18 protein-coding genes are annotated in these 18,894 nt (G+C 41.3%); 10 read left to right on the top strand and 8 right to left on the bottom strand.

Annotated elements, in window-relative coordinates; translation table 11 throughout:
* Positions 1 to 25: 25 nt before the first annotated feature.
* From G529_RS0100090 to hemA, 8 genes are all read right to left on the bottom strand, one after another.
* Positions 26 to 493, bottom strand: coding sequence for a hypothetical protein (locus G529_RS0100090; RefSeq protein WP_026913587.1), 468 nt, complete (start codon positions 491 to 493; stop codon positions 26 to 28).
* Positions 494 to 575: 82 nt separating this feature from the next.
* Positions 576 to 929, bottom strand: coding sequence for a hypothetical protein (locus G529_RS0100085; RefSeq protein WP_026913586.1), 354 nt, complete (start codon positions 927 to 929; stop codon positions 576 to 578).
* Between the two features lie 63 nt (positions 930 to 992).
* Positions 993 to 1,961, bottom strand: coding sequence for a porphobilinogen synthase (gene hemB / locus G529_RS0100080; RefSeq protein WP_026913585.1), 969 nt, complete (start codon positions 1,959 to 1,961; stop codon positions 993 to 995).
* Between the two features lie 38 nt (positions 1,962 to 1,999).
* A complete protein-coding gene (gene hemF, locus G529_RS0100075) occupies positions 2,000 to 2,902 on the bottom strand; it encodes an oxygen-dependent coproporphyrinogen oxidase (RefSeq protein ID WP_026913584.1) in 903 nt (300 codons plus the stop codon).
* A 52-nt stretch (positions 2,903 to 2,954) separates the two neighbouring features.
* Positions 2,955 to 3,980: a uroporphyrinogen decarboxylase gene (hemE, locus tag G529_RS0100070; RefSeq protein WP_026913583.1), complete on the bottom strand. Its 1,026-nt coding sequence runs from the start codon at positions 3,978 to 3,980 to the stop codon at positions 2,955 to 2,957.
* On the bottom strand, positions 3,977 to 4,642 hold the full coding sequence (locus G529_RS0100065; RefSeq protein WP_026913582.1) for a uroporphyrinogen-III synthase: 666 nt from the start codon (positions 4,640 to 4,642) through the stop codon (positions 3,977 to 3,979). Before G529_RS0100065 ends, hemE begins: the two co-directional genes overlap by 4 nt.
* Before the next feature lie 3 nt (positions 4,643 to 4,645).
* Complete coding sequence (gene hemC / locus G529_RS0100060) at positions 4,646 to 5,563, bottom strand: hydroxymethylbilane synthase (protein ID WP_026913581.1); 918 nt, start codon at positions 5,561 to 5,563, stop codon at positions 4,646 to 4,648.
* Entirely contained in the window at positions 5,560 to 6,816 is a 1,257-nt protein-coding gene (hemA, locus tag G529_RS0100055; RefSeq protein WP_026913580.1) for a glutamyl-tRNA reductase, read from the bottom strand. Before hemA ends, hemC begins: the two co-directional genes overlap by 4 nt.
* A gap of 199 nt (positions 6,817 to 7,015) precedes the next feature.
* Between hemA and G529_RS0100050 the strand changes: the two genes are divergently transcribed.
* The 10 genes from G529_RS0100050 to G529_RS0100005 all read left to right on the top strand — a co-directional run.
* Entirely contained in the window at positions 7,016 to 7,906 is an 891-nt protein-coding gene (locus G529_RS0100050; RefSeq protein ID WP_026913579.1) for an AraC family transcriptional regulator, read from the top strand.
* 87 nt (positions 7,907 to 7,993) lie between these two features.
* A complete protein-coding gene (hemH, locus tag G529_RS0100045; RefSeq protein ID WP_026913578.1) occupies positions 7,994 to 9,031 on the top strand; it encodes a ferrochelatase in 1,038 nt (345 codons plus the stop codon).
* Positions 9,031 to 10,371 carry an MATE family efflux transporter gene (locus tag G529_RS0100040; RefSeq protein ID WP_026913577.1) on the top strand — a complete coding sequence of 447 codons (1,341 nt, stop codon included), beginning with the start codon at positions 9,031 to 9,033 and terminating at the stop codon, positions 10,369 to 10,371. The genes hemH and G529_RS0100040 overlap by 1 nt, the downstream gene beginning before the upstream one ends.
* A 61-nt stretch (positions 10,372 to 10,432) precedes the next feature.
* Positions 10,433 to 13,531, top strand: coding sequence for a WD40/YVTN/BNR-like repeat-containing protein (locus G529_RS0100035; protein WP_026913576.1), 3,099 nt, complete (start codon positions 10,433 to 10,435; stop codon positions 13,529 to 13,531).
* On the top strand, positions 13,532 to 14,080 hold the full coding sequence (locus tag G529_RS0100030; protein ID WP_026913575.1) for a CopD family protein: 549 nt from the start codon (positions 13,532 to 13,534) through the stop codon (positions 14,078 to 14,080).
* Between the two features lie 42 nt (positions 14,081 to 14,122).
* Complete coding sequence (locus G529_RS0100025; RefSeq protein ID WP_026913574.1) at positions 14,123 to 15,577, top strand: sensor histidine kinase; 1,455 nt, start codon at positions 14,123 to 14,125, stop codon at positions 15,575 to 15,577.
* Positions 15,578 to 15,582: 5 nt separating this feature from the next.
* Entirely contained in the window at positions 15,583 to 16,365 is a 783-nt protein-coding gene (locus G529_RS0100020; RefSeq protein ID WP_026913573.1) for an enoyl-CoA hydratase/isomerase family protein, read from the top strand.
* A gap of 105 nt (positions 16,366 to 16,470) precedes the next feature.
* On the top strand, positions 16,471 to 17,544 hold the full coding sequence (locus tag G529_RS0100015) for a PA0069 family radical SAM protein (RefSeq protein WP_026913572.1): 1,074 nt from the start codon (positions 16,471 to 16,473) through the stop codon (positions 17,542 to 17,544).
* Between the two features lie 186 nt (positions 17,545 to 17,730).
* Positions 17,731 to 18,180, top strand: a complete 450-nt coding sequence (locus G529_RS0100010) for a hypothetical protein (protein ID WP_026913571.1) — start codon at positions 17,731 to 17,733, stop codon at positions 18,178 to 18,180.
* Between the two features lie 11 nt (positions 18,181 to 18,191).
* A partial coding sequence (locus G529_RS0100005) for a PoNe immunity protein domain-containing protein (protein WP_026913570.1) occupies positions 18,192 to 18,894 on the top strand: 703 nt, incomplete at its 3' end.

Here is an 18,894-nt window from a genome sequence, read left to right as displayed (position 1 = left end):
ACCTTTCTGAAAAATAGACTGTATACTAAGCGGCGATAAGGGAAGCTATCTTTGTTTCCCATTTTCGGGCCTGCTGCAGTCGTATTTCCGGCGCCAGGATATCACTTCCGGCTTCATCATAGAAACAAATAGACTTTGAGCTTTGTTGATGACTGTTAGAAAGATTTAAAGCCAGAAATTGAATTTTCCCGGATTTTCCTGCCTGTAAATCCTGTTGTAAACGAATTGCCGCATATTGAGAAAGATCAATGATTTCAAATTGATCCTTATCGTATTTGCTTAAAATGATTTTTTTATTATCCAGGTCCAGGGCTAAGGTCGTGTCGCCCACCTGTTCAAGGTCGTTGATTTTAAGCTTGTTTTGAGCAGCAAAATCATACGTTCTTTGCTTCACTTTAGAGGTTTGAGCATTGCTTTTTAAAATAAGATATAAAATAGGTATTGCGAAAAGAGCCAGAAGTCCCAGCCCTAGAATAAGAGATATGGTATCCATAATGATTTTTAGTATTTAAAATGAAATAAAAAGTGCTTTTCAGGTCTTCAAACCTTAATCAGCATGATATAATTCATTCTATTTACCAGAAACCATGGAACGGATAGAGAATTTTTTTCAGGTAAGATTGAAACCTGGAATTTTTGAAGAGCTGTAGCCCTTCATTTTCTTCTGAATATACCTCATTAATACGATCAGAACTTCCGAAGAATTTGAAAAAACAGGAGTCTTTAGAATTAACTTCTTCAGATAAAGAAAAGGCTTCATCAATAAGATAAGCATCCTCATTACTACGAGACTGATCAATCTGAAATTCGCTGGCAGACTTATTGGATTTAACTTCCGAAGAAATTCCAGTAGCATAAACATTCGTACCGCCTAGCAGGAATACCTGAAGCAGCAGGAAGTTTATCCATAAAAATTTACTGGATTTCATGCAGTAATATTACGTCAAAAACCAATTCTGTAAACCGAAGGAATCTTATTTTTTTTCTAAAAATCAGGAAATTAATTTCACCGCATCTTTTGCGAAGTAGGAGGCGATCATATTCGCTCCAGCACGCTTTATAGCCGTTAACTGTTCCAGGATCACGGCGTCGTGGTCCAGCCATCCTTTCTCTGCTGCGGCTTTGATCATGGCATATTCTCCGCTTACCTGGTAAACGGCAACCGGTACATTTACAGTATTTTTAATGTCACGAACGATATCCAGGTAACAAAGACCTGGTTTCACCATCACGATATCTGCACCTTCTTCAATGTCCATCAAAGTTTCCTTGATGGCTTCATCACGATTGGCAGGATCCATCTGGTAGGTTTTCTTATCACCAAAGCCTGGAGCTGAGTCCAGCGCATCTCTAAACGGACCATAAAATGCAGAAGCGTACTTCGCAGAATAGCTCATGATGCCAGTATCGTGGTAGCCTTCATCTTCCAGCAAGGTTCGCATTTCAAAGATGCGACCATCCATCATATCACTGGGCGCTACGAAATCTGCTCCTGCCTGAGCATGCGAAAGCGCCATTTCTGCCAGAATTGCGGTGGTATCATCGTTTAGGATTTTACCATCGTTAACGATCCCGTCGTGACCATAAGAGGAATATGGATCCAGGGCGACATCTGTCATTACCAGCAATTCCGGAGCGACGTCTTTTACCGTTTTTATCGCTCTTTGCATCAATCCTTCCGGATTTATAGCTTCAGTACCCGCGTTGTCTTTCAGCTTATCCGGTACTTTTACGAACAGTAAAACCGACTTTAATCCAAGGCTCCATAATTCTTTGATTTCCTGTTTGAGAAGATCAAGACTATATCTATAATAACCAGGCATGGAGGCGATCTCCTCTTTTACCTGTTTTCCTTCAACCACAAAAAGGGGCACCAGGAAATCGTTTGGAGAAATAAATGTTTCTCTTACCAGTGATCTTATAGATTCGTTTGTACGTAGTCTTCGGTTTCTTCTAAGCATTGTTTCAATTTTTTTTTGGATTGCTGTGTGACTATTTTTTAGACCCAGTCCACTGGTCTTTCAAGTACCTGTATGAGTTTTTCTTCTTCACTTCCCGGTTCTGGATGATGGTCATACACCCATTGTACGTGAGGTGGCAGACTCATCAGGATGCTTTCTATTCTTCCGTTGGTTTTTAGGCCGAACAAAGTTCCTTTATCATGTACGAGATTGAACTCTACGTAGCGACCGCGACGAATTTCCTGCCATTTTCTATTTTCTTCAGAATAAGATAAATTCTTGCGCTTTTCTACGATCGGGACATATGCCTGTAAAAATGAATTACCAACATCGGTCACGAAATCATACCAGTCGGCAATCTTCATACGGTCATTCTCTTTTAAATAATCGAAGAAAAGTCCGCCAATTCCCCTGGCTTCATTTCTATGTGCATTCCAGAAGTATTCATCGCACTTTTTCTTGAAGTCTGAATAGAATGAGAATCCATGAGGATTACATGCTTTCTTACATGTGTAGTGAAAATGTTTTGCATCTTCTTCGAAAAGGTAATAGGGAGTAAGATCCTGGCCGCCACCAAACCACTGGTCGATCACGGTACCGTCTTTTTCATACATTTCGAAATAGCGCCAGTTGGCATGAACCGTTGGAACCATTGGGTTTTTGGGATGCAGGACAAGGCTGAGTCCGCAGGCAAAAAAGTCCACGTCCCCAACTTTGAAATAGCTTTGCATCGCCGGAGCAAGTGGCCCATGCACTGCGGAGATGTTCACACCTCCTTTTTCGAAAACATTTCCATTTTCGATTACCCGGGTTCTACCGCCACCGCCTTCATTTCTTTTCCAGATATCTTCTTTAAATTTAGCAGCGCCATCGATCTCCTCCAGTTTCGAAGTGATGGCATCCTGCAATTGTTCGATGTATCTGTAAAATTGTTCTTTCATACTTATGAAGGCTTTTCAGCTTGGTTATGGTTCTGTTAATTCTGGATGATAGTTACTCTCTGTATTCCTTTACGGCATTCACAAAAGCTTTCGCATTGTCTACCGGAATATCTGGTAAAATACCATGTCCAAGGTTGGCGATATAACGATCTTTTCCGAAGGCTTTGATCATATCATTTACCATGTATTTAATCTCTATAGGTTTGGAATACAGCCTCGCGGGATCAAAATTCCCCTGCAAAGTGATTTGTCCGCCACTTAAATAGCGGGCATTTCGCGCTTCACAGGTCCAGTCCACACCAAGTGCTGCTGCTCCAGATTGCGACATGTCCTTCAGGGCAAACCAGCAACCCTTTCCATAGGCAATGACAGGAACTTCATCATTAAGAGCATCGATGATCTGTTGCATGTACTGCCACGAAAATTCTTTATAATCCTTAGGCTCCAGCAATCCTCCCCAGGAATCGAAAAGCTGCACGGCATCTACACCGGCTCTAACCTTTTCTTTCAGATAGGCGATGGTAGTGTCGGTTATTTTCTGAAGCAATTTATGCGCGGCGATAGGCTCCATAAAACAGAATCTTTTCGCCTTGTCAAAGGTTTTTGATCCCTGTCCCTGCACACAGTAGCATAGAATTGTCCATGGAGAACCAGCAAATCCAATAAGCGGTACTTCATCGTTTAATTCCTGTTTTGTGAGTTTGATCGCGTCAAATACATAATCGAGAGTTTCGTTCACATCTGGGACGATCACCTGGTCAACTTTTGCAGCAGTATCTACTGGATTTGGCAACCACGGGCCTACACCAGGCTTCATTTCCACATCGACGTTCATTGCCTGTGGGACCACAAGAATGTCGCTAAAAAGTATAGCGGCATCGGGACCTATCTGGCGAATGGGCATTACTGTAATTTCAGTAGCAAGTTCAGGAGTGCGGCAACGGGTGAAAAAATCGTATTTCTCCTTGAGTTTCATGAAATCAGGAAGATATCGTCCTGCCTGTCTCATCATCCAGACTGGTGGACGTTCTACGCTTTCACCTCTAAGGGCTTTCAAAAAAAGGTCATTCTTGATCATTGCTGATGTTTTAATTCTTTTCTAAATGTTTTTGCTACCGCGGCGATCAGGTTCTCGATACCGGGAGTTCCCGGAGTCACGATGCGGGTAGTATGTTTTTTTGCTTCGGAAGCTGTAGTGCCTCCAATACAGAATGCGATGGAATTCAAATTATTTTTACTGGTGAAGCTTTTCACGCCACTAGGGCTGTAAAACAGGATCCCGTCATAATCTGAACGAAATTCCTGAATATTTAAATTAGTTCGATAAACTTCAACTTCTTCAAGCACTATATTTTGCAGCTGAAGCATTTCCGGAAGTTCATCCCGTCTTGAATTTCCGCAGAAAAACCTGAAGTTCTTATCAGGATAAGTGCGAATGATAATTTCAGCCAGCTCCCGAGCATTTGCAGTGGTTTCTACAACCTTAAATCCCATTTGCTCAGCCATTGCCGCTGTTTTACTTCCCACACAGAAACAACGGGTAATATCCAGGTTCTTTGATTTGATCGCCTTTAAAGAATTCTTGCTGGTAAAAATCGCATTTTCAACCTTTTGTTCGGGCAAATCAACATCTACGAATTCTATAGCGATAGCATCATATTCTGTAAAACCTATGCCACTGTTTAGAAGCAGTTCCTTCTGGTTGAGCGCAAGTTTTTTCGTGGATAGTACCGTAGGCATTCATTAATTATTTAAGGCAGATTTAATATGTTGCATCAATTCACGGCCTCCGTTATTTAAAACTTCCTGAGCGCAGAACTTTCCTAAATTCTCTGCCTGTGCTACCGGAACGCTCTTTTCCACTTCAATTTTTCTGGATCCATCCAGGCTGAAAAGTGCGCCGTGAAAATGAATATGCTCATCCTGAATTTTAGCCAGTGCTCCTATGGGAGCAGTACAACCACCTTCCAGAACTTTAAGAAATTCACGTTCTACATGGACGCAAATTTGCGATTCCCGGTGGTTTAAAAGAGCCAGTGCTTTACGGCTTTCTTCGTCTTTTTCCATGGCTACGATAAGCATTGCACCCTGAGCTGGTGCCGGGATCATCCAGTTAAGATCTATATAATTATCTGGTTTGATCTCGATACGTTCCAGTCCGGCCGCTGCGAAAATGGCTCCATTCCAGTCATTATCCTGTAATTTCTGCATTCTCGTGTTCACGTTCCCACGAAGATCCACGACCTGGTGTTCAGGGTATCTGTGCAGCCATTGTGCTTTCCGTCGCAGGCTACCAGTAGCGATCTTTCCCAATTTATTTTCCAGGAAATCGATCCCTTTATGAACCAGAATATCCTTATTGCTGGCCCGCTTCATCACTGCAGCTTCAACGATCCCTTTCGGAAGGGCGGTAGGTACATCTTTCATGGAGTGAACCGCAATATCTACTTCCCCTTTGATCATAGCAACATCCAGGGTTTTTGTGAAAATCCCGGTGATTCCCATTTCATATAAAGGTTGATCTAAATTGAGGTCGCCAGTAGATTTTACAGGCACCAGCTCACTTTGATGACCGGTTCGTTCCAGTGCGTTCTGTACGGTGCGGGCCTGCCACATCGCCAGTTCACTATCGCGAGTGCCAATTCGAATTATTTTGCTCATTTGCTAACTTCTTCGAGTTGAAAGACCTTGTGGATCAATTCCAGGCTTTCATTCGTAGTTTCTGTATCTTCCTTGAGGTGATTGGCAAAATGTTTCATGATCTTCTGTATGATACGATTGCTTACAATTTCAGCATGTTCATCATTGAAATCAGACATTTTTTTGCGCTGGAAATCCAGTTCATCATCCTTCATAGACCTCAGCTTTTTCTTTAAAGCTTTGATCGTTGGAGCGAACTTTCTTGTTTCCAGCCATTGATTAAAGTCGTTTTCAACTTCAGCAATGATCTCTTTTGCCTGCGGAATAAATTGTTTCCTTCTTTCCAGTGTTTCATCGGTCATTTGCGATAAATGATCAAGATGGATCAACTGCACGTTCGGCAATTCTTCAACATCTTCGGAAACGTTCTTCGGGATAGAAAGATCAAGGATCAAAAGGTCTTTCTTGGAATAGATAAGTTCTTTGGAAACAGTAGGATTCTGAGCTCCGGTGGCGACGATCAGAATATCACTGTTCCTGATCTCTGCCTGGAGATCTGCATAATCCTTTACAATAAGATCAAACTTACCCGCAACCTTTTCAGCTTTGTCCTTGGTCCTGTTGATTAAGGTAATATGATTATTCCGGGTGTGCTTTACCAGGTTTTCACAGGTATTACGCCCAATTTTCCCTGTTCCGAAGAGAAGAATGTTCTTGTCTGAAACATTCTCGATATTCTTTAATATATACTGTACAGAGGCAAATGAAACTGAAGTCGCTCCACTTGAAATCTCTGTTTCGTTCTTAATTCTTTTACTGGCCTGTATCACCGCATTTACCAGTCTTTCCAGGAAGGCATTTACCAGTCCCAGTTTTTTGGAACGTACAAAGGCTACTTTTAACTGACTGATAATTTCAAAGTCCCCCAGGATCTGGCTGTCCAGTCCTGTTCCAACCCTGAAGATATGGGCGATCGCCTGTTTATTCTTATAAACATAAGCTACTTTCTCGAACTCCTCCACCGTGCCATGTGTATGCTCACACAGTAATTTGATCAATTGAAAAGGATGTTCTGCAAAACCATAGATTTCAGTACGATTACAGGTGGAGGTTACCAGGATGCCATCGATACCTTCCCTGCCTGCCTGTTTCAGCAGATTTTCCTTGCCCTGCTCCGAAAGACTGAAATGTCCCCGGATCTCGGCATCAGCCTTTTTGTAGCTTAAACCTATCGTATAAAAATGCTTACCTCTAGAAATATGATAATCTTCCATGTATCGATTTGGAAATACGTTTGCAAAAATAACAGATGACTATTTCAAAAAGTAACGCTGGAAGCACTAAATGTGTCGATAGATGATATTTATCAGCTTTTTAAAGTCACTATCTTGAAAATGCGCTATTTTTGTAGTAAACAAAGCTGTTAGGAATAGATTTGTTTAGATTGATTCTAAATAAATAAATTTTCAGAAGATGGAGGAAATCATAAAAAATAACGCTGTAAGTATTTCAGAAGAGATCAAGATCGAGGATGGATTCTATATTCTGAAGTTTCAGAATGATACAGATGAGACAAAAATCATGTCTCGCGAGATCGATAATAGTTTTATACAATTTCACTTTAATGTAAAGGGAAACAGCAAATTTCTTTTCAATAATGGCAGCTACGAATTGCCGCTTCCTGAGGAGAATTCACTGCTTCTGTACAATCCACAGCGTGATTTACCACTGCATCTATCCATGGAAAAGGAGAGCTGGTTGATTTCACTGGTTATTTCCATTAAAAAGTTCCATGCATTGTTTTCCCAGGAAGCAGATTATATCACCTTTTTGAGTGGCGACAACAAGGATAAAAAATACTATAAGGACGCTCAGGTATCGCCATCTACTGCGGTGGTGTTGAACCAGATCATGAATTTTAATTTAACTCCCAGTATCAAGAATCTCTATTTTAAAGCAAAAGCTTTTGAGTTGCTGAGTCTGTATTTTAATAAAGCGGAAAATCCAGACCTGGAACAGTGTCCTTTCCTTAGTGATGAGGAGAATATCAAAAAAATAAGGAGAGCCAAGGATATCGTGATCGCAAGAATGGCTGAGCCACCATCCTTGCAGGAACTTTCAGATGAAATTGGGCTTAGCCTGAAAAAACTGAAAGAAGGTTTTAAGCAAATTTATGGTGATTCGGTTTATAGCTTTCTGTTTGACTATAAAATGGAATATGCACGAAAGCTTTTGGAAACGGGTGAATATAATGTAAATGAAGTAGGATTGAAGGTTGGTTACAGTACGGCGAGTCACTTTATTGCCGGTTTTAAAAAGAAATTTGGAACCACGCCGAAGAAATATACATTGTCGGTTAGCTAAACGATTATTGAATCATAGAGAACACTAATTATAAATGGTATTTCAATAGACCAGTTAGTATTATTTTTGAGCTGAAAAAGAAAAATTATGAGTAAAGGCGTATTGCTGGTAAATCTGGGTTCTCCAGACAGTACCGACCCCAAAGATGTCAAGAAATATTTAGGTGAATTCCTTATGGATGAGCGAGTGATCGATGTGCCATACTGGGCAAGGACACTGCTGGTAAAAGGAATTGTATTGAACACCCGTCCTAAAAAATCTGCTGAAGCTTACAAGAAGATTTGGTGGGATGAAGGTTCCCCGCTCATTGTACTTTCTGAAAGACTCCAGAGCAAGATCGATGAAAAAACCTCTGTACCAATTGCACTGGCAATGCGGTATGGAACACCGAATATCAAACAGGGTTTACAGGAATTGAAGGATAAGGGAGTGGACGAAGTGCTGCTTTTCCCATTGTATCCACAATTCGCTATGGCCACTACCGAAACCATTCTGGTCCTTGCTGAAGAATTGCGTAAAGAATTTTTTCCGGAAATGAGCTTTACCACGGTTCCACCATTTTATAATCATCCAGATTATGTAAGAACTTTGGCAAACAGCATTGCTGAAAATCTTGAAGGTAAGGAATATGAACATTTGCTATTCTCATATCATGGTGTTCCAGAAAGGCATATTCGCAAAAGCGATGTGACCAGTTCACATTGTAAGATAGACGGCTCCTGTTGCCAGACGGCGTCAACCGCTCACCAGTTTTGTTATCGCCACCAGTGCTTTGAAACCACAAGGTTGGTTGCAGAACATTTAGGAATGAAGCCCAATACCTATAGCGTTTCCTTCCAGTCACGATTAGGATTCGATCCATGGTTAAAACCTTATACAGATAGAACCATCGAAAGATTTGGAAAACAGGGTATGAAAAAATTAGCCATTGTAACTCCGGCTTTCGTCTCAGATTGTCTGGAAACTTTGGAAGAAATTGCTATGGAAGGTGAAGAAATCTTTCATGAAGTTGGTGGAAAAGAATTTTCTGTAGTTCCATGTTTGAACGATCGTGAGGACTGGGTGAAAGTATTATCCAGGTGGATCGATGAATGGGCAACCCAGCCAACTCCGGTGGAGGCTTAATGGCCGTGCGAAACTCCAAAGCGCTGGGTGATAAACCCATCGGTAAATTACTTATCCAGCAGGCATTACCGGCATCTGTTGGGATACTTGTAATGTCTTTGAACATCCTGGTAGATACCATTTTTGTTGGTAACTGGATAGGACCAATCGCCATCGCAGCGATCAATGTGGTACTGCCGGTTTCCTTTTTTATAGCGGCATTGGGAATGGCTATCGGGATAGGTGGAAGTTCTATAATTTCCCGGGCGCTTGGAGCCAATGATGATTCCAAAGCCTTACGAACCTTTGGAAACCAGATCACGCTCACCTTACTGCTATCGATAGGCCTGGTCATCCCGGGATTAATCTTTGTCGATGAACTTATTCCAGCGTTTGGAGGGATGGGAGAGATCTTCGATCCTGCAAAGATCTATTATATCATCGTTTTGTGTGGCGTGCCCATGCTAGCTCTGGCTATGATGGGGAACAACGTCATTCGGGCTGAGGGAAAGCCTCGTTTTGCCATGATCGCGATGATCATTCCCTCTGTAGCCAATCTAATTCTTGATTATATACTCATCAATAAGCTGAATATGGGAATGGAAGGTGCTGCTCTGGCAACCACCGCTTCGTATTTCTTTTGTATGGCTTATATCATCTGGTTCTTTCTATCTAAGAATTCAGAATTAAAGATCAGTTTCTCTCATTTCAATATGGATTTTCCTATTCTGAAGGAAATATCGGCACTGGGAGTGGTTACGCTGGCCAGGCAGGCGGTGGTAAGTGTAACCTATTTGCTTATGAACAATATCCTGTTTGATCTTGGTGGTGAAGAGTCGATCACTGTTTACGCCATTATCGCTCGAATGCTTATGTTCGCGCTTTTCCCTGTACTTGGAGTTACCCAGGGATTTTTGCCCATTGCCGGTTTCAATTATGGTGCAGAAAACTTCAGTCGGGTTCGAAAAAGTGTGAATACAGCGATCCTGTATTCGTTCCTGATGGGACTTTTGATCTTTGCCGGCATCATGATTTTCGCGCCAGATATTGTCGCAATATTTACTACCGAACCAAGTATTCTGGAGCAAACACCTTCAGCCATGCGCTGGGTTTTTGCAGCAATTCCAATTGTGACGGTCCAGCTGATTGGCGCTGCTTACTTTCAGGCGATTGGCAAAGCCATGCCCGCGTTTTTGCTAACTCTTTCCAGGCAGGGATTTATATTTATTCCGCTTATTCTCTTTCTTCCGAAGTATTACGGAGAGCTTGGCGTCTGGATCTCGTTTCCTATTGCCGATGTACTTTCTACCATCATTACCGCCTATTTCCTGAATCGTGAAATTCGGCATACACTCAGGTAAACTTCAGAAGCTTGAAAATTATAGTAAATCCTTATCTTTAAAGCAGACTAAACGATTTTCTATGAACCAATCTCTACTCAGGCTCTCAGTTCTTTTACTGATCGCCATTCTCTTCAATTCACAAAAACATATTGCGCAGGAAAATTCCGAAGAACTTTACAGCGCTTTGGAATATCGTCTAATTGGTCCGTTTCGAGGTGGACGAAGTGCTGCCGTAACCGGTGTTCCCGGCAAGCCTAATCTTTTCTATTTTGGGGCCGCGGGCGGTGGTGTATGGAAAACGACCAATGGAGGTCGTAGCTGGAGCAATATTTCTGATGGTTATTTTGGAGGTTCCATAGGAGCTATAGAAGTAGCAGAAAGTGATCCAAATGTAATGTATGTGGGAGGTGGAGAAAAAACAGTTCGTGGAAATGTCTCTTCTGGCTACGGAATCTGGAAAACCGAAGATGCCGGGAAGACCTGGACTACCGCTGGATTGAAAAACAGTCGGCATGTTCCCAGGATCGTAATTCATCCGAAGGATTACAATACGGTTTATGCAGCGGTACTTGGAAATATCTACAAACCAACCGAAGATCGCGGCGTTTACAAATCTACCGATGGTGGAAAGAACTGGAAAAAAGTACTTTTTTCTAACGCAGATGCCGGCGCGGTAGACCTCATCATGGATCCTAACAATCCGCGGGTTTTATACGCGAGTACCTGGAACGTGCAGCGTACACCTTATAGTCTTAGTAGTGGAGGAGAAGGATCGGCTTTATGGAAAAGTACAGATAGCGGAGAAACCTGGAAGGAAATTTCAGAAAATAATGGATTTCCTCAGGATACGTTAGGGATCATTGGCGTGACCGTTTCTCCGGCGAATAGCGAACGAGTCTGGGCTATTGTTGAAAATAAAGAAAAAGGAGGCGTTTATCGCAGTGACGATGCCGGTGAAACCTGGAATTTGATTAATGATGATCGCAGCCTGAGACAACGTGCCTGGTATTATACACGTATTTATGCCGACTCTGAAGATGAAGACAAGGTATATGTGCTCAATGTGAATTATCATACGAGTACAGATGGCGGGAAGACTTACAGTTCTGCCAATGCGCCGCACGGAGATCACCATGATCTATGGATCGCTCCGGAAGACCCACAGCGTATGATTATGGGAGATGATGGTGGCGCACAGATTACTTACGATGGCGGGGAAACCTGGAGTACATATCACAATCAGCCAACTTCCCAGTTTTACAGGGTTACCACAGATAATTCATTTCCGTATAGAATTTACGCGGCACAGCAGGATAATTCTACGGTAAGAATACGTCATAGAACAGAAGGCGGAAGTATTGGCGAAGCCGACTGGGAATCTACAGCCGGAGGAGAAAGCGCGCATATTGCCGTGGATCCTGAAAATCCTGAGATCGTGTATGGTGGAAGTTATGACGGATTCCTAACCAGGTACAATCATGAAACCGGGACGGTAAGAAGTATTAGTGTCTGGCCAGACAATCCAATGGGTCATGGAGCCGAAAATCTTAAATATCGTTTCCAGTGGAATTTCCCTATTTTCTTCTCTCCGCATGATCCTGATAAATTGTATACCGCGTCCAATCACTTGCATATGACCACGAATGAGGGGGAAAGCTGGGAAGAAATTAGTCCAGATCTTACGAGAAATGATAAATCAAAACAAAAGTCTTCAGGAGGACCTATCACTCAGGATAATACTTCCGTAGAATATTACAGTACTATTTTCGCTGCTGCAGAGTCGCCTTTAAAGGAGGGTTTGCTCTGGACTGGAAGTGACGACGGCCTGATTCATGTTTCCAGGGATGGAGGAAAAAACTGGGAAAATGTAACTCCTAAAGGAATGCCGGAGTGGATGATGATCAATAGCATTGAACCTTCGGTTTTTGATGAAGGCACCGCTTATATCGCCGGAACCAGGTACAAACTGGGAGATTTCGCTCCTTATTTATATAAAACGACCAACTTCGGAAAGTCCTGGAAAAAGATCACCTCGGGAATTTCTTCGGAACATTTTACCAGGGTGGTTCGTGAAGATCCTGAGAAGCAAGGCTTGCTTTATGCAGGGACTGAAACCGGGATGTATATTTCATTCGATAATGGAGAAAACTGGAGGTCTTTTCAGTTAAATCTGCCAATTGTTCCAGTTACCGATCTTGCCATTAAAGAAAACAATTTGATCGTGGCTACGCAGGGAAGAAGTCTCTGGATCATTGATGATTTAAGCCTGTTACACCAGTTGAATTCAGTAGAAAAGGATCAGGATCATTTATTCAAGCCGAAACCTTCCTATCGAATGGATGGCAGATCCCGGGAAAGTGCGACAAGCGGGACGAACCATCCTGCCGGAGTAATGACCTATTTTTTTCTGAAGGATCCTGAAGGGAAGAAAGTGAAACTAAGCTATTTGAATGCTGAAAATGATACGATCCAAAGCTTTTCTTCCAATGCAAAAAAGAATAAGCTGGAAGTAAGTAAAGGAGCGAATCAACATGTTTGGGATATGCGTGGTAAAGGCGCTGAAAGACTTGACGGAATGATCCTTTGGTGGGCAAGTACAGATGCTCCACAGGCGGTTCCCGGAAATTATAAAGTAGTTCTGGAAGTGGAAGATGAGGTGATGACTCAGGATTTCGAGATTCTGGCAGATGCGAATGCTGAAACCGACCAGGCAGGTATGCAAAAACAATATGACTTCATTACCAGCGTGAATGAAACCGTAGACAAAGCTCACCAATCCATCAAAAAGATGAGAAAGGTCGATGCGCAATTGCAGGATTTTCAGAAGCAGTATAAAAACAATGAGCAGGTAAAACCACTGCTGGAAAAGGCGAAAACTCTGAGCGAACAACTTTCAGAAATTGAAAATGCGCTTTACCAGACCAAAAATCGCAGTAACCAGGATCCGTTGAATTTCCCGATAAAACTCACCAATAAACTGGCACATTTAAACAGTCTTGTGGGAATGGACGATTTTCCACCAACTCAGCAGGATATTGCAGTTAAAGACCAACTTACTGCCAGTATCAACGAAGAATTGAATAAATTTGACCAGCTTTTAGAAGAAGAAGTAAAAGCATTTAATAAGGAATTTAATGCGATGGATCTTAATTATCTATTCGTGGAGACTGAAGACTAAATGGAGTACTATAATTATATCAAAGCCCTGCACCTTATTTTTGTAATTACGTGGTTTGCCGGGCTTTTTTATATTCCGCGCTTATTTGTTTACCAGATCGAAGCTGCAGAGAAGCCAGAACCCGATAAAACGATTCTTGGAGATCAGCTAAAGTTGATGGCGAAACGACTCTGGTTCATTATTACCTGGCCTTCTGCGATCCTGGCGAGCGCATTCGCTTTCACTTTACTGGCGATGGCTCCCGGCTGGCTCGAGCAACCCTGGATGCATGTAAAGCTTGGATTTGTCGTGCTGTTGTTTGCCTATCATTTCAAAACCCATTTAATTTTCAAAGAACTGCAGGAAGGGATTGTTAAATGGACATCGAATGGAATGCGCATCTGGAATGAGGGAAGCACGCTTATCCTGTTTTCAGTGATTTTCCTAGTGATCGTGCGCGATGCGATCAACTGGATCTATGGTGTCCTGGGAATTTTTGTTCTCGGAATCATGTTGATGCTGGGAATCAAATTATATAAAGGAATTCGATCCAGAAATCCCAACGCCTGAAATGGTTCAATAATTGTTGCCTAGAAGCGAAGCCTGCCTTATATGAAAATGCTTAAGTTATCCTTACGAACCAGAATATTTATTTCCATGATCCTTTTGGTTCTGGGGGCGTCTATTCTGATTTTTGGGGTAACGGTCTACCAATATAAACAGGAAGCAGAAAGTTATCACGAAGAGCGGCTGGAGCGTAAACAAAGGGCGATCCTTGAAAACATCAAATTCGTACTTGCCAGCACTACTTATGTTGTAGACACAGAGAATCTTGAACCTATTTTTACTGAAAGGGATAAGATTGATGAAATGGCTGAAGTACATGAAATGCAGATCCATATTTACGATCTCGACGGAAGCCTTATTATCAAATCCAACGAATCTTTTTTTAAAGATTCCACGACCGTAAGTATCCCGGAAAGTGTACTGAAAAAGCTTGATGCGACCACGACCAAACATTATCTTGATAAGACGGAAGTGAATGGACAAAAATACCAGTCCTCATACAGTTATATTACCGATGGGAAATTCAAACCTCTTGCGATACTCTATTTACCGTATGTGCAGGATGACAGCCTGCTCAACCGGGATCTGAACAATTTCCTGGTGCGTATGGCTGAGGTGTATCTCTTCATGCTTTTGATCGCTATTATTCTGTCTTTCTTTCTTTCAAAATATATCACCAAATCGCTTAAGATCATTTCAGAAAAGATCAACCAGACCAGACTGGACAAACGCAACCAGAAGATCGAACTCTCCAATGCTACAGAAGAGATCTACGCATTGGTTTCAGCCTATAACAGTATGATCGATGAGCTGGAGGAAAGTGCCGTAAAATTGGCTACGAATGAGCGGGAACAAGCCTGGCGGGAAATGGCCAAGCAGGTAGCGCATGAGATCAAGAATCCGTTAACACCCATGCGGTTGAGTGTACAAAGTTTTCAGCGTAATTTTGATGTGGAAGATCCCGATATTCAGCATAAAGTGAACGAATACAGCGAGACACTTATCAACCAGATAGATACGATGAGTTCTATTGCTTCCGCATTCTCGAACTTTGCAAAAATGCCCGCACAACAGAATGAAACCCTTAATGTGCCTAAAATAGTAAAACTGGCACTGGACATTTTTAATGAGAAATACATTGAATTTCAATGTGACCAGGAAGAGATTCTGGCAAAATTCGATCGAACCCAGTTAATTCGGGTAGTGACCAACCTGGTTAAAAATGCTACTCAGGCACTTCAGGATGTGGAAGATCCACGAATTCTGGTGTCTGTCGAAGAAGAGGAGAACACTGTTCTTATTTCGGTTTCCGATAATGGAATGGGTATTTCCGAAGAAAATAAAACGAAGGTTTTTGAACCAAAATTCACCACGAAATCAAGCGGAATGGGATTGGGCCTTGCCATGGTAAAAAATATCGTGGAAACTTATAACGGGACGATTAGCTTCGTTTCCAAACAAAATAAAGGCACTATCTTTAACGTACGATTTCCAAAATAAAGATTATGAGTTATCAGAACATTTTAGAAGAGATTGAAAATGAAATATTAACGATCACGATAGATCGACCAAAGAAGCTGAATGCTCTTAATAGAGAGACGATTCTTGAGCTTCACCAGGCTTTTAAAGCCGCGAAAGATAATGACGAGGTAAAAGTGGTGATCATCACCGGAAGCGGCGAAAAAGCTTTTGTGGCCGGTGCCGATATTAGCGAGTTTGCAGACTATTCACCAAAAGAAGGAAAGAAACTCGCGGCAGATGGACAGGAAAAGTTGTTTGATTATGTAGCCAATTTTCCAAAGCCGGTGATCGCAGCGGTAAATGGTTTTGCTCTCGGTGGCGGACTCGAACTCGCCATGGCAGCTCATTTTAGAATTGCCAGTGACAATGCGAAAATGGGTCTTCCGGAAGTATCTCTTGGAGTGATCCCGGGATATGGTGGAACTCAAAGACTGCCGCAACTGGTAGGAAAAGGTCGGGCGATGGAAATGATCATGACCGCCGGAATGATTGATGCCAACCAGGCGCTGCAATACAACCTGGTAAACCATGTAACTTCCCAGGAAGAATTAATGGAACTGGCTGTAAGTCTGGCTCAGAAGATCATGAAAAATTCCATGGTTGCCATTTCTACCGCGATCAAAGCGATCAATGCAAACTTTGAGGATGGTATTGATGGATTTCAGGTGGAAGTAAAAGGTTTCGGAGATAGCTTTGGTACTGATGATTTTAAAGAGGGTACTTCAGCATTTCTAAATAAGCGTAAAGCCGACTTTCCAAACAAATAGAATACAGGCTCCTTTCTGAAAATATGGTTTGAAGAAGGAGCTATTTCTTTGAATTTTAACTAGGATAAAATCCATTAAAAAGGAATAATTCCATAATTTTGGATTATGAGTTATGAGGATTTTATCAAAGGTAGAGGGGCACAAAAAAATGTAAATAACAAATTTGATGCGCACAGTCACGAGACACGTGACGATTATCTCAACTATTGCGATGCGGAAGGCGAAGAGGCGGTCAATTTTAAGACGACTACCATTGAAACTTTTCCAAAAACAATCGTGAATAAAGTAACCAGTCCCGATGTGGGAATGGATTTTTCCCTGAATCCTTATCAGGGTTGTGAACATGGCTGTATTTATTGCTATGCCCGTAACAGTCACGAATTCTGGGGTTATAGTGCGGGTCTGGACTTTGAACAGAAGATCCTGGTCAAAAGAAATTCGGTTGAACTTTTAGAGAAAAAGCTGAAGAGCAAATCCTGGCAGGCACGACCTATCGTCCTGTCTGGAAATACCGATTGTTACCAGCCAATTGAAAAGGAACTCAAAATTACCAGAAGTTTGCTGCAAACCTTTCTGAAGTACCGGCACCCTGTTGGTATGATCACGAAGAATTCCCTCATCTTACGCGATCTGGATATTCTAAGAGAACTGGCTCAGGACCGGCTTGTACATGTAAATATCAGTATCACCACGCTGCAGGAACATACCCGTAGAGTGCTGGAGCCAAGGACCGCCAGTATCAAAAAAAGACTGGAAACAGTAGAAAAACTGGCGGCAGCAAATGTTCCCGTAAGTGTGATGATGGCGCCTATTATACCATCAATCAACAATCACGAAATTATGCCGCTGGTAAGGGAGGTTGCTAATCGAGGTGCGCTGGGTGTAGGTTATACGATCGTGCGACTGAATGGAAGTATTGGAGAGATCTTTACAGACTGGATCAGGAAATCCATGCCAGACCGGGCAGATAAGGTTTTAAACCAGATTGCCAACATACATGGAGGTAGTCTGAATGATAGCAGGTTTGGCACCCGTATGAAGGGAGAAGGACAGTTTGCTGAACAGGTAAAGCAGCAATTTAAAATTGCTCGCAAAATGTATCTGCAGGATCGTAAAAAACCCAGTCTAAACTGTAAGTTGCATGAGGAATACAAGGATGGGCAAACGAAGCTTTTTTAGACCATACCGTATATTAAAGAAATTGGATATATTCGTAACTACTTACTAATGTTCACTATAAGAAGGCCATTATACCTATAGCTACTAAGAATTTGATAAAGTTTTTAACTTTGAGAAACAATACATTTTATCATTCAGAGTAAAAAGAATAGTTAGAGGTACTATTGAAAATCCCAGCGAAAATTGATGGATGATCATATTAATTTAGTGGCTAATTATATTCGTCAACATAAAGGTAATTGGGCCGAGGCTGTTGTAGATGTTAAGTGGTTCGAAAAAGGTTATACCGCTATACATAAACACAAAGTAACCACACTAACAGACAGCCATCAGGGCATAGGTCATATTTTCTGGAATCCTAATACCCAAAAATACGCGATTGTAGAAACGAAGTATAACGGTACAAATATGATTACTTTGACAAATGGGACTAGGCAAATGAGTGATGAATGGATCGATTTTTCACCGGAAGATTCAAGACTATTGGAAGCACTTGGAAATGACGAAAGTTTGTATAAAATTGTTAGGGAAAATTATGAAAGAGTGGTTGCTTATGTATGGCCTGACGGTAAAACTTCCTATAAATATGTTGATGAGTCAGGCTACCCTATAAATCATTATTATCCGGATCTTTAAATATTATAAAAATGGAAAAATTTGATTTTCAAAGCACTCTGGATAATTTTAGTATTCTAAATGAAATCAATATACAAAGCTTAGATAAAGATTTGAGTCCTCACAGGAGAAATCTAAATAATTTTGCAGTCTTCAGTATAGCTTTAAAATCGTGGATTGCTAGGTATTCAAAAGGAGAAGATAATACCGAATTAAACATTTCATTCGAAGAACTGAATAAAACATTGAAGAATAGATGGAATAAAGAAGCCTTAAAAGTATATGTGGGTAGAAATCGTAAGGAATTAAATGAATTTAAATATGATAATTATGTGAATATACTTTGGTTTTTTAGTATCTCTATTCTTTTAGAATCTGAAAAAGGAAGCAAAACGGTATCTACCATAATTAAAGAGTGTGAGGTACAAGACTTGATTTTCAACTATTACATTAATCATGTATTTGATGAAGATCAAAATTTGGTTGAGGAAAGTTATACACGGTTTTTTATGATTCCTCAAAAATTTAAAAGATTAAGAGAGATCATTTTAGAACGGAATTTAGATACCTGTAAAATAATGATTGAGCAATACTTAAAAAAATACTGGCTTAAGAGTTATAATAAGTATGGAAGTGAAATGGGACTTGAAAGCACGAAAACACAAGATGGAGGAAAATTTTTCTTTGGTTTTTGGGCTTTTGAGGTAGCTGCTGTTGCTAAATTAAAGGGATTTG

The organism is Christiangramia portivictoriae DSM 23547, assembly GCF_000423045.1.
In the GTDB taxonomy this organism is placed as follows: domain Bacteria; phylum Bacteroidota; class Bacteroidia; order Flavobacteriales; family Flavobacteriaceae; genus Christiangramia; species Christiangramia portivictoriae.
This window is presented reverse-complemented; position numbering and strand designations above follow the sequence as displayed.

What these genes read in the sequence shown, in the direction of transcription:
- G529_RS0100090 (WP_026913587.1), bottom strand. Translation starts at nt 493, where the DNA reads ATGGATACCATATCTCTTATTCTAGGGCTGGGACTTCTGGCTCTTTTC.
- G529_RS0100085 (WP_026913586.1), bottom strand. Translation starts at nt 929, where the DNA reads ATGAAATCCAGTAAATTTTTATGGATAAACTTCCTGCTGCTTCAGGTA.
- hemB (WP_026913585.1), bottom strand. Translation starts at nt 1,961, where the DNA reads ATGCTTAGAAGAAACCGAAGACTACGTACAAACGAATCTATAAGATCA.
- hemF (WP_026913584.1), bottom strand. Translation starts at nt 2,902, where the DNA reads ATGAAAGAACAATTTTACAGATACATCGAACAATTGCAGGATGCCATC.
- hemE (WP_026913583.1), bottom strand. Translation starts at nt 3,980, where the DNA reads ATGATCAAGAATGACCTTTTTTTGAAAGCCCTTAGAGGTGAAAGCGTA.
- G529_RS0100065 (WP_026913582.1), bottom strand. Translation starts at nt 4,642, where the DNA reads ATGCCTACGGTACTATCCACGAAAAAACTTGCGCTCAACCAGAAGGAA.
- hemC (WP_026913581.1), bottom strand. Translation starts at nt 5,563, where the DNA reads ATGAGCAAAATAATTCGAATTGGCACTCGCGATAGTGAACTGGCGATG.
- hemA (WP_026913580.1), bottom strand. Translation starts at nt 6,816, where the DNA reads ATGGAAGATTATCATATTTCTAGAGGTAAGCATTTTTATACGATAGGT.
- G529_RS0100050 (WP_026913579.1), top strand. Translation starts at nt 7,016, where the DNA reads ATGGAGGAAATCATAAAAAATAACGCTGTAAGTATTTCAGAAGAGATC.
- hemH (WP_026913578.1), top strand. Translation starts at nt 7,994, where the DNA reads ATGAGTAAAGGCGTATTGCTGGTAAATCTGGGTTCTCCAGACAGTACC.
- G529_RS0100040 (WP_026913577.1), top strand. Translation starts at nt 9,031, where the DNA reads ATGGCCGTGCGAAACTCCAAAGCGCTGGGTGATAAACCCATCGGTAAA.
- G529_RS0100035 (WP_026913576.1), top strand. Translation starts at nt 10,433, where the DNA reads ATGAACCAATCTCTACTCAGGCTCTCAGTTCTTTTACTGATCGCCATT.
- G529_RS0100030 (WP_026913575.1), top strand. Translation starts at nt 13,532, where the DNA reads ATGGAGTACTATAATTATATCAAAGCCCTGCACCTTATTTTTGTAATT.
- G529_RS0100025 (WP_026913574.1), top strand. Translation starts at nt 14,123, where the DNA reads ATGAAAATGCTTAAGTTATCCTTACGAACCAGAATATTTATTTCCATG.
- G529_RS0100020 (WP_026913573.1), top strand. Translation starts at nt 15,583, where the DNA reads ATGAGTTATCAGAACATTTTAGAAGAGATTGAAAATGAAATATTAACG.
- G529_RS0100015 (WP_026913572.1), top strand. Translation starts at nt 16,471, where the DNA reads ATGAGTTATGAGGATTTTATCAAAGGTAGAGGGGCACAAAAAAATGTA.
- G529_RS0100010 (WP_026913571.1), top strand. Translation starts at nt 17,731, where the DNA reads ATGGATGATCATATTAATTTAGTGGCTAATTATATTCGTCAACATAAA.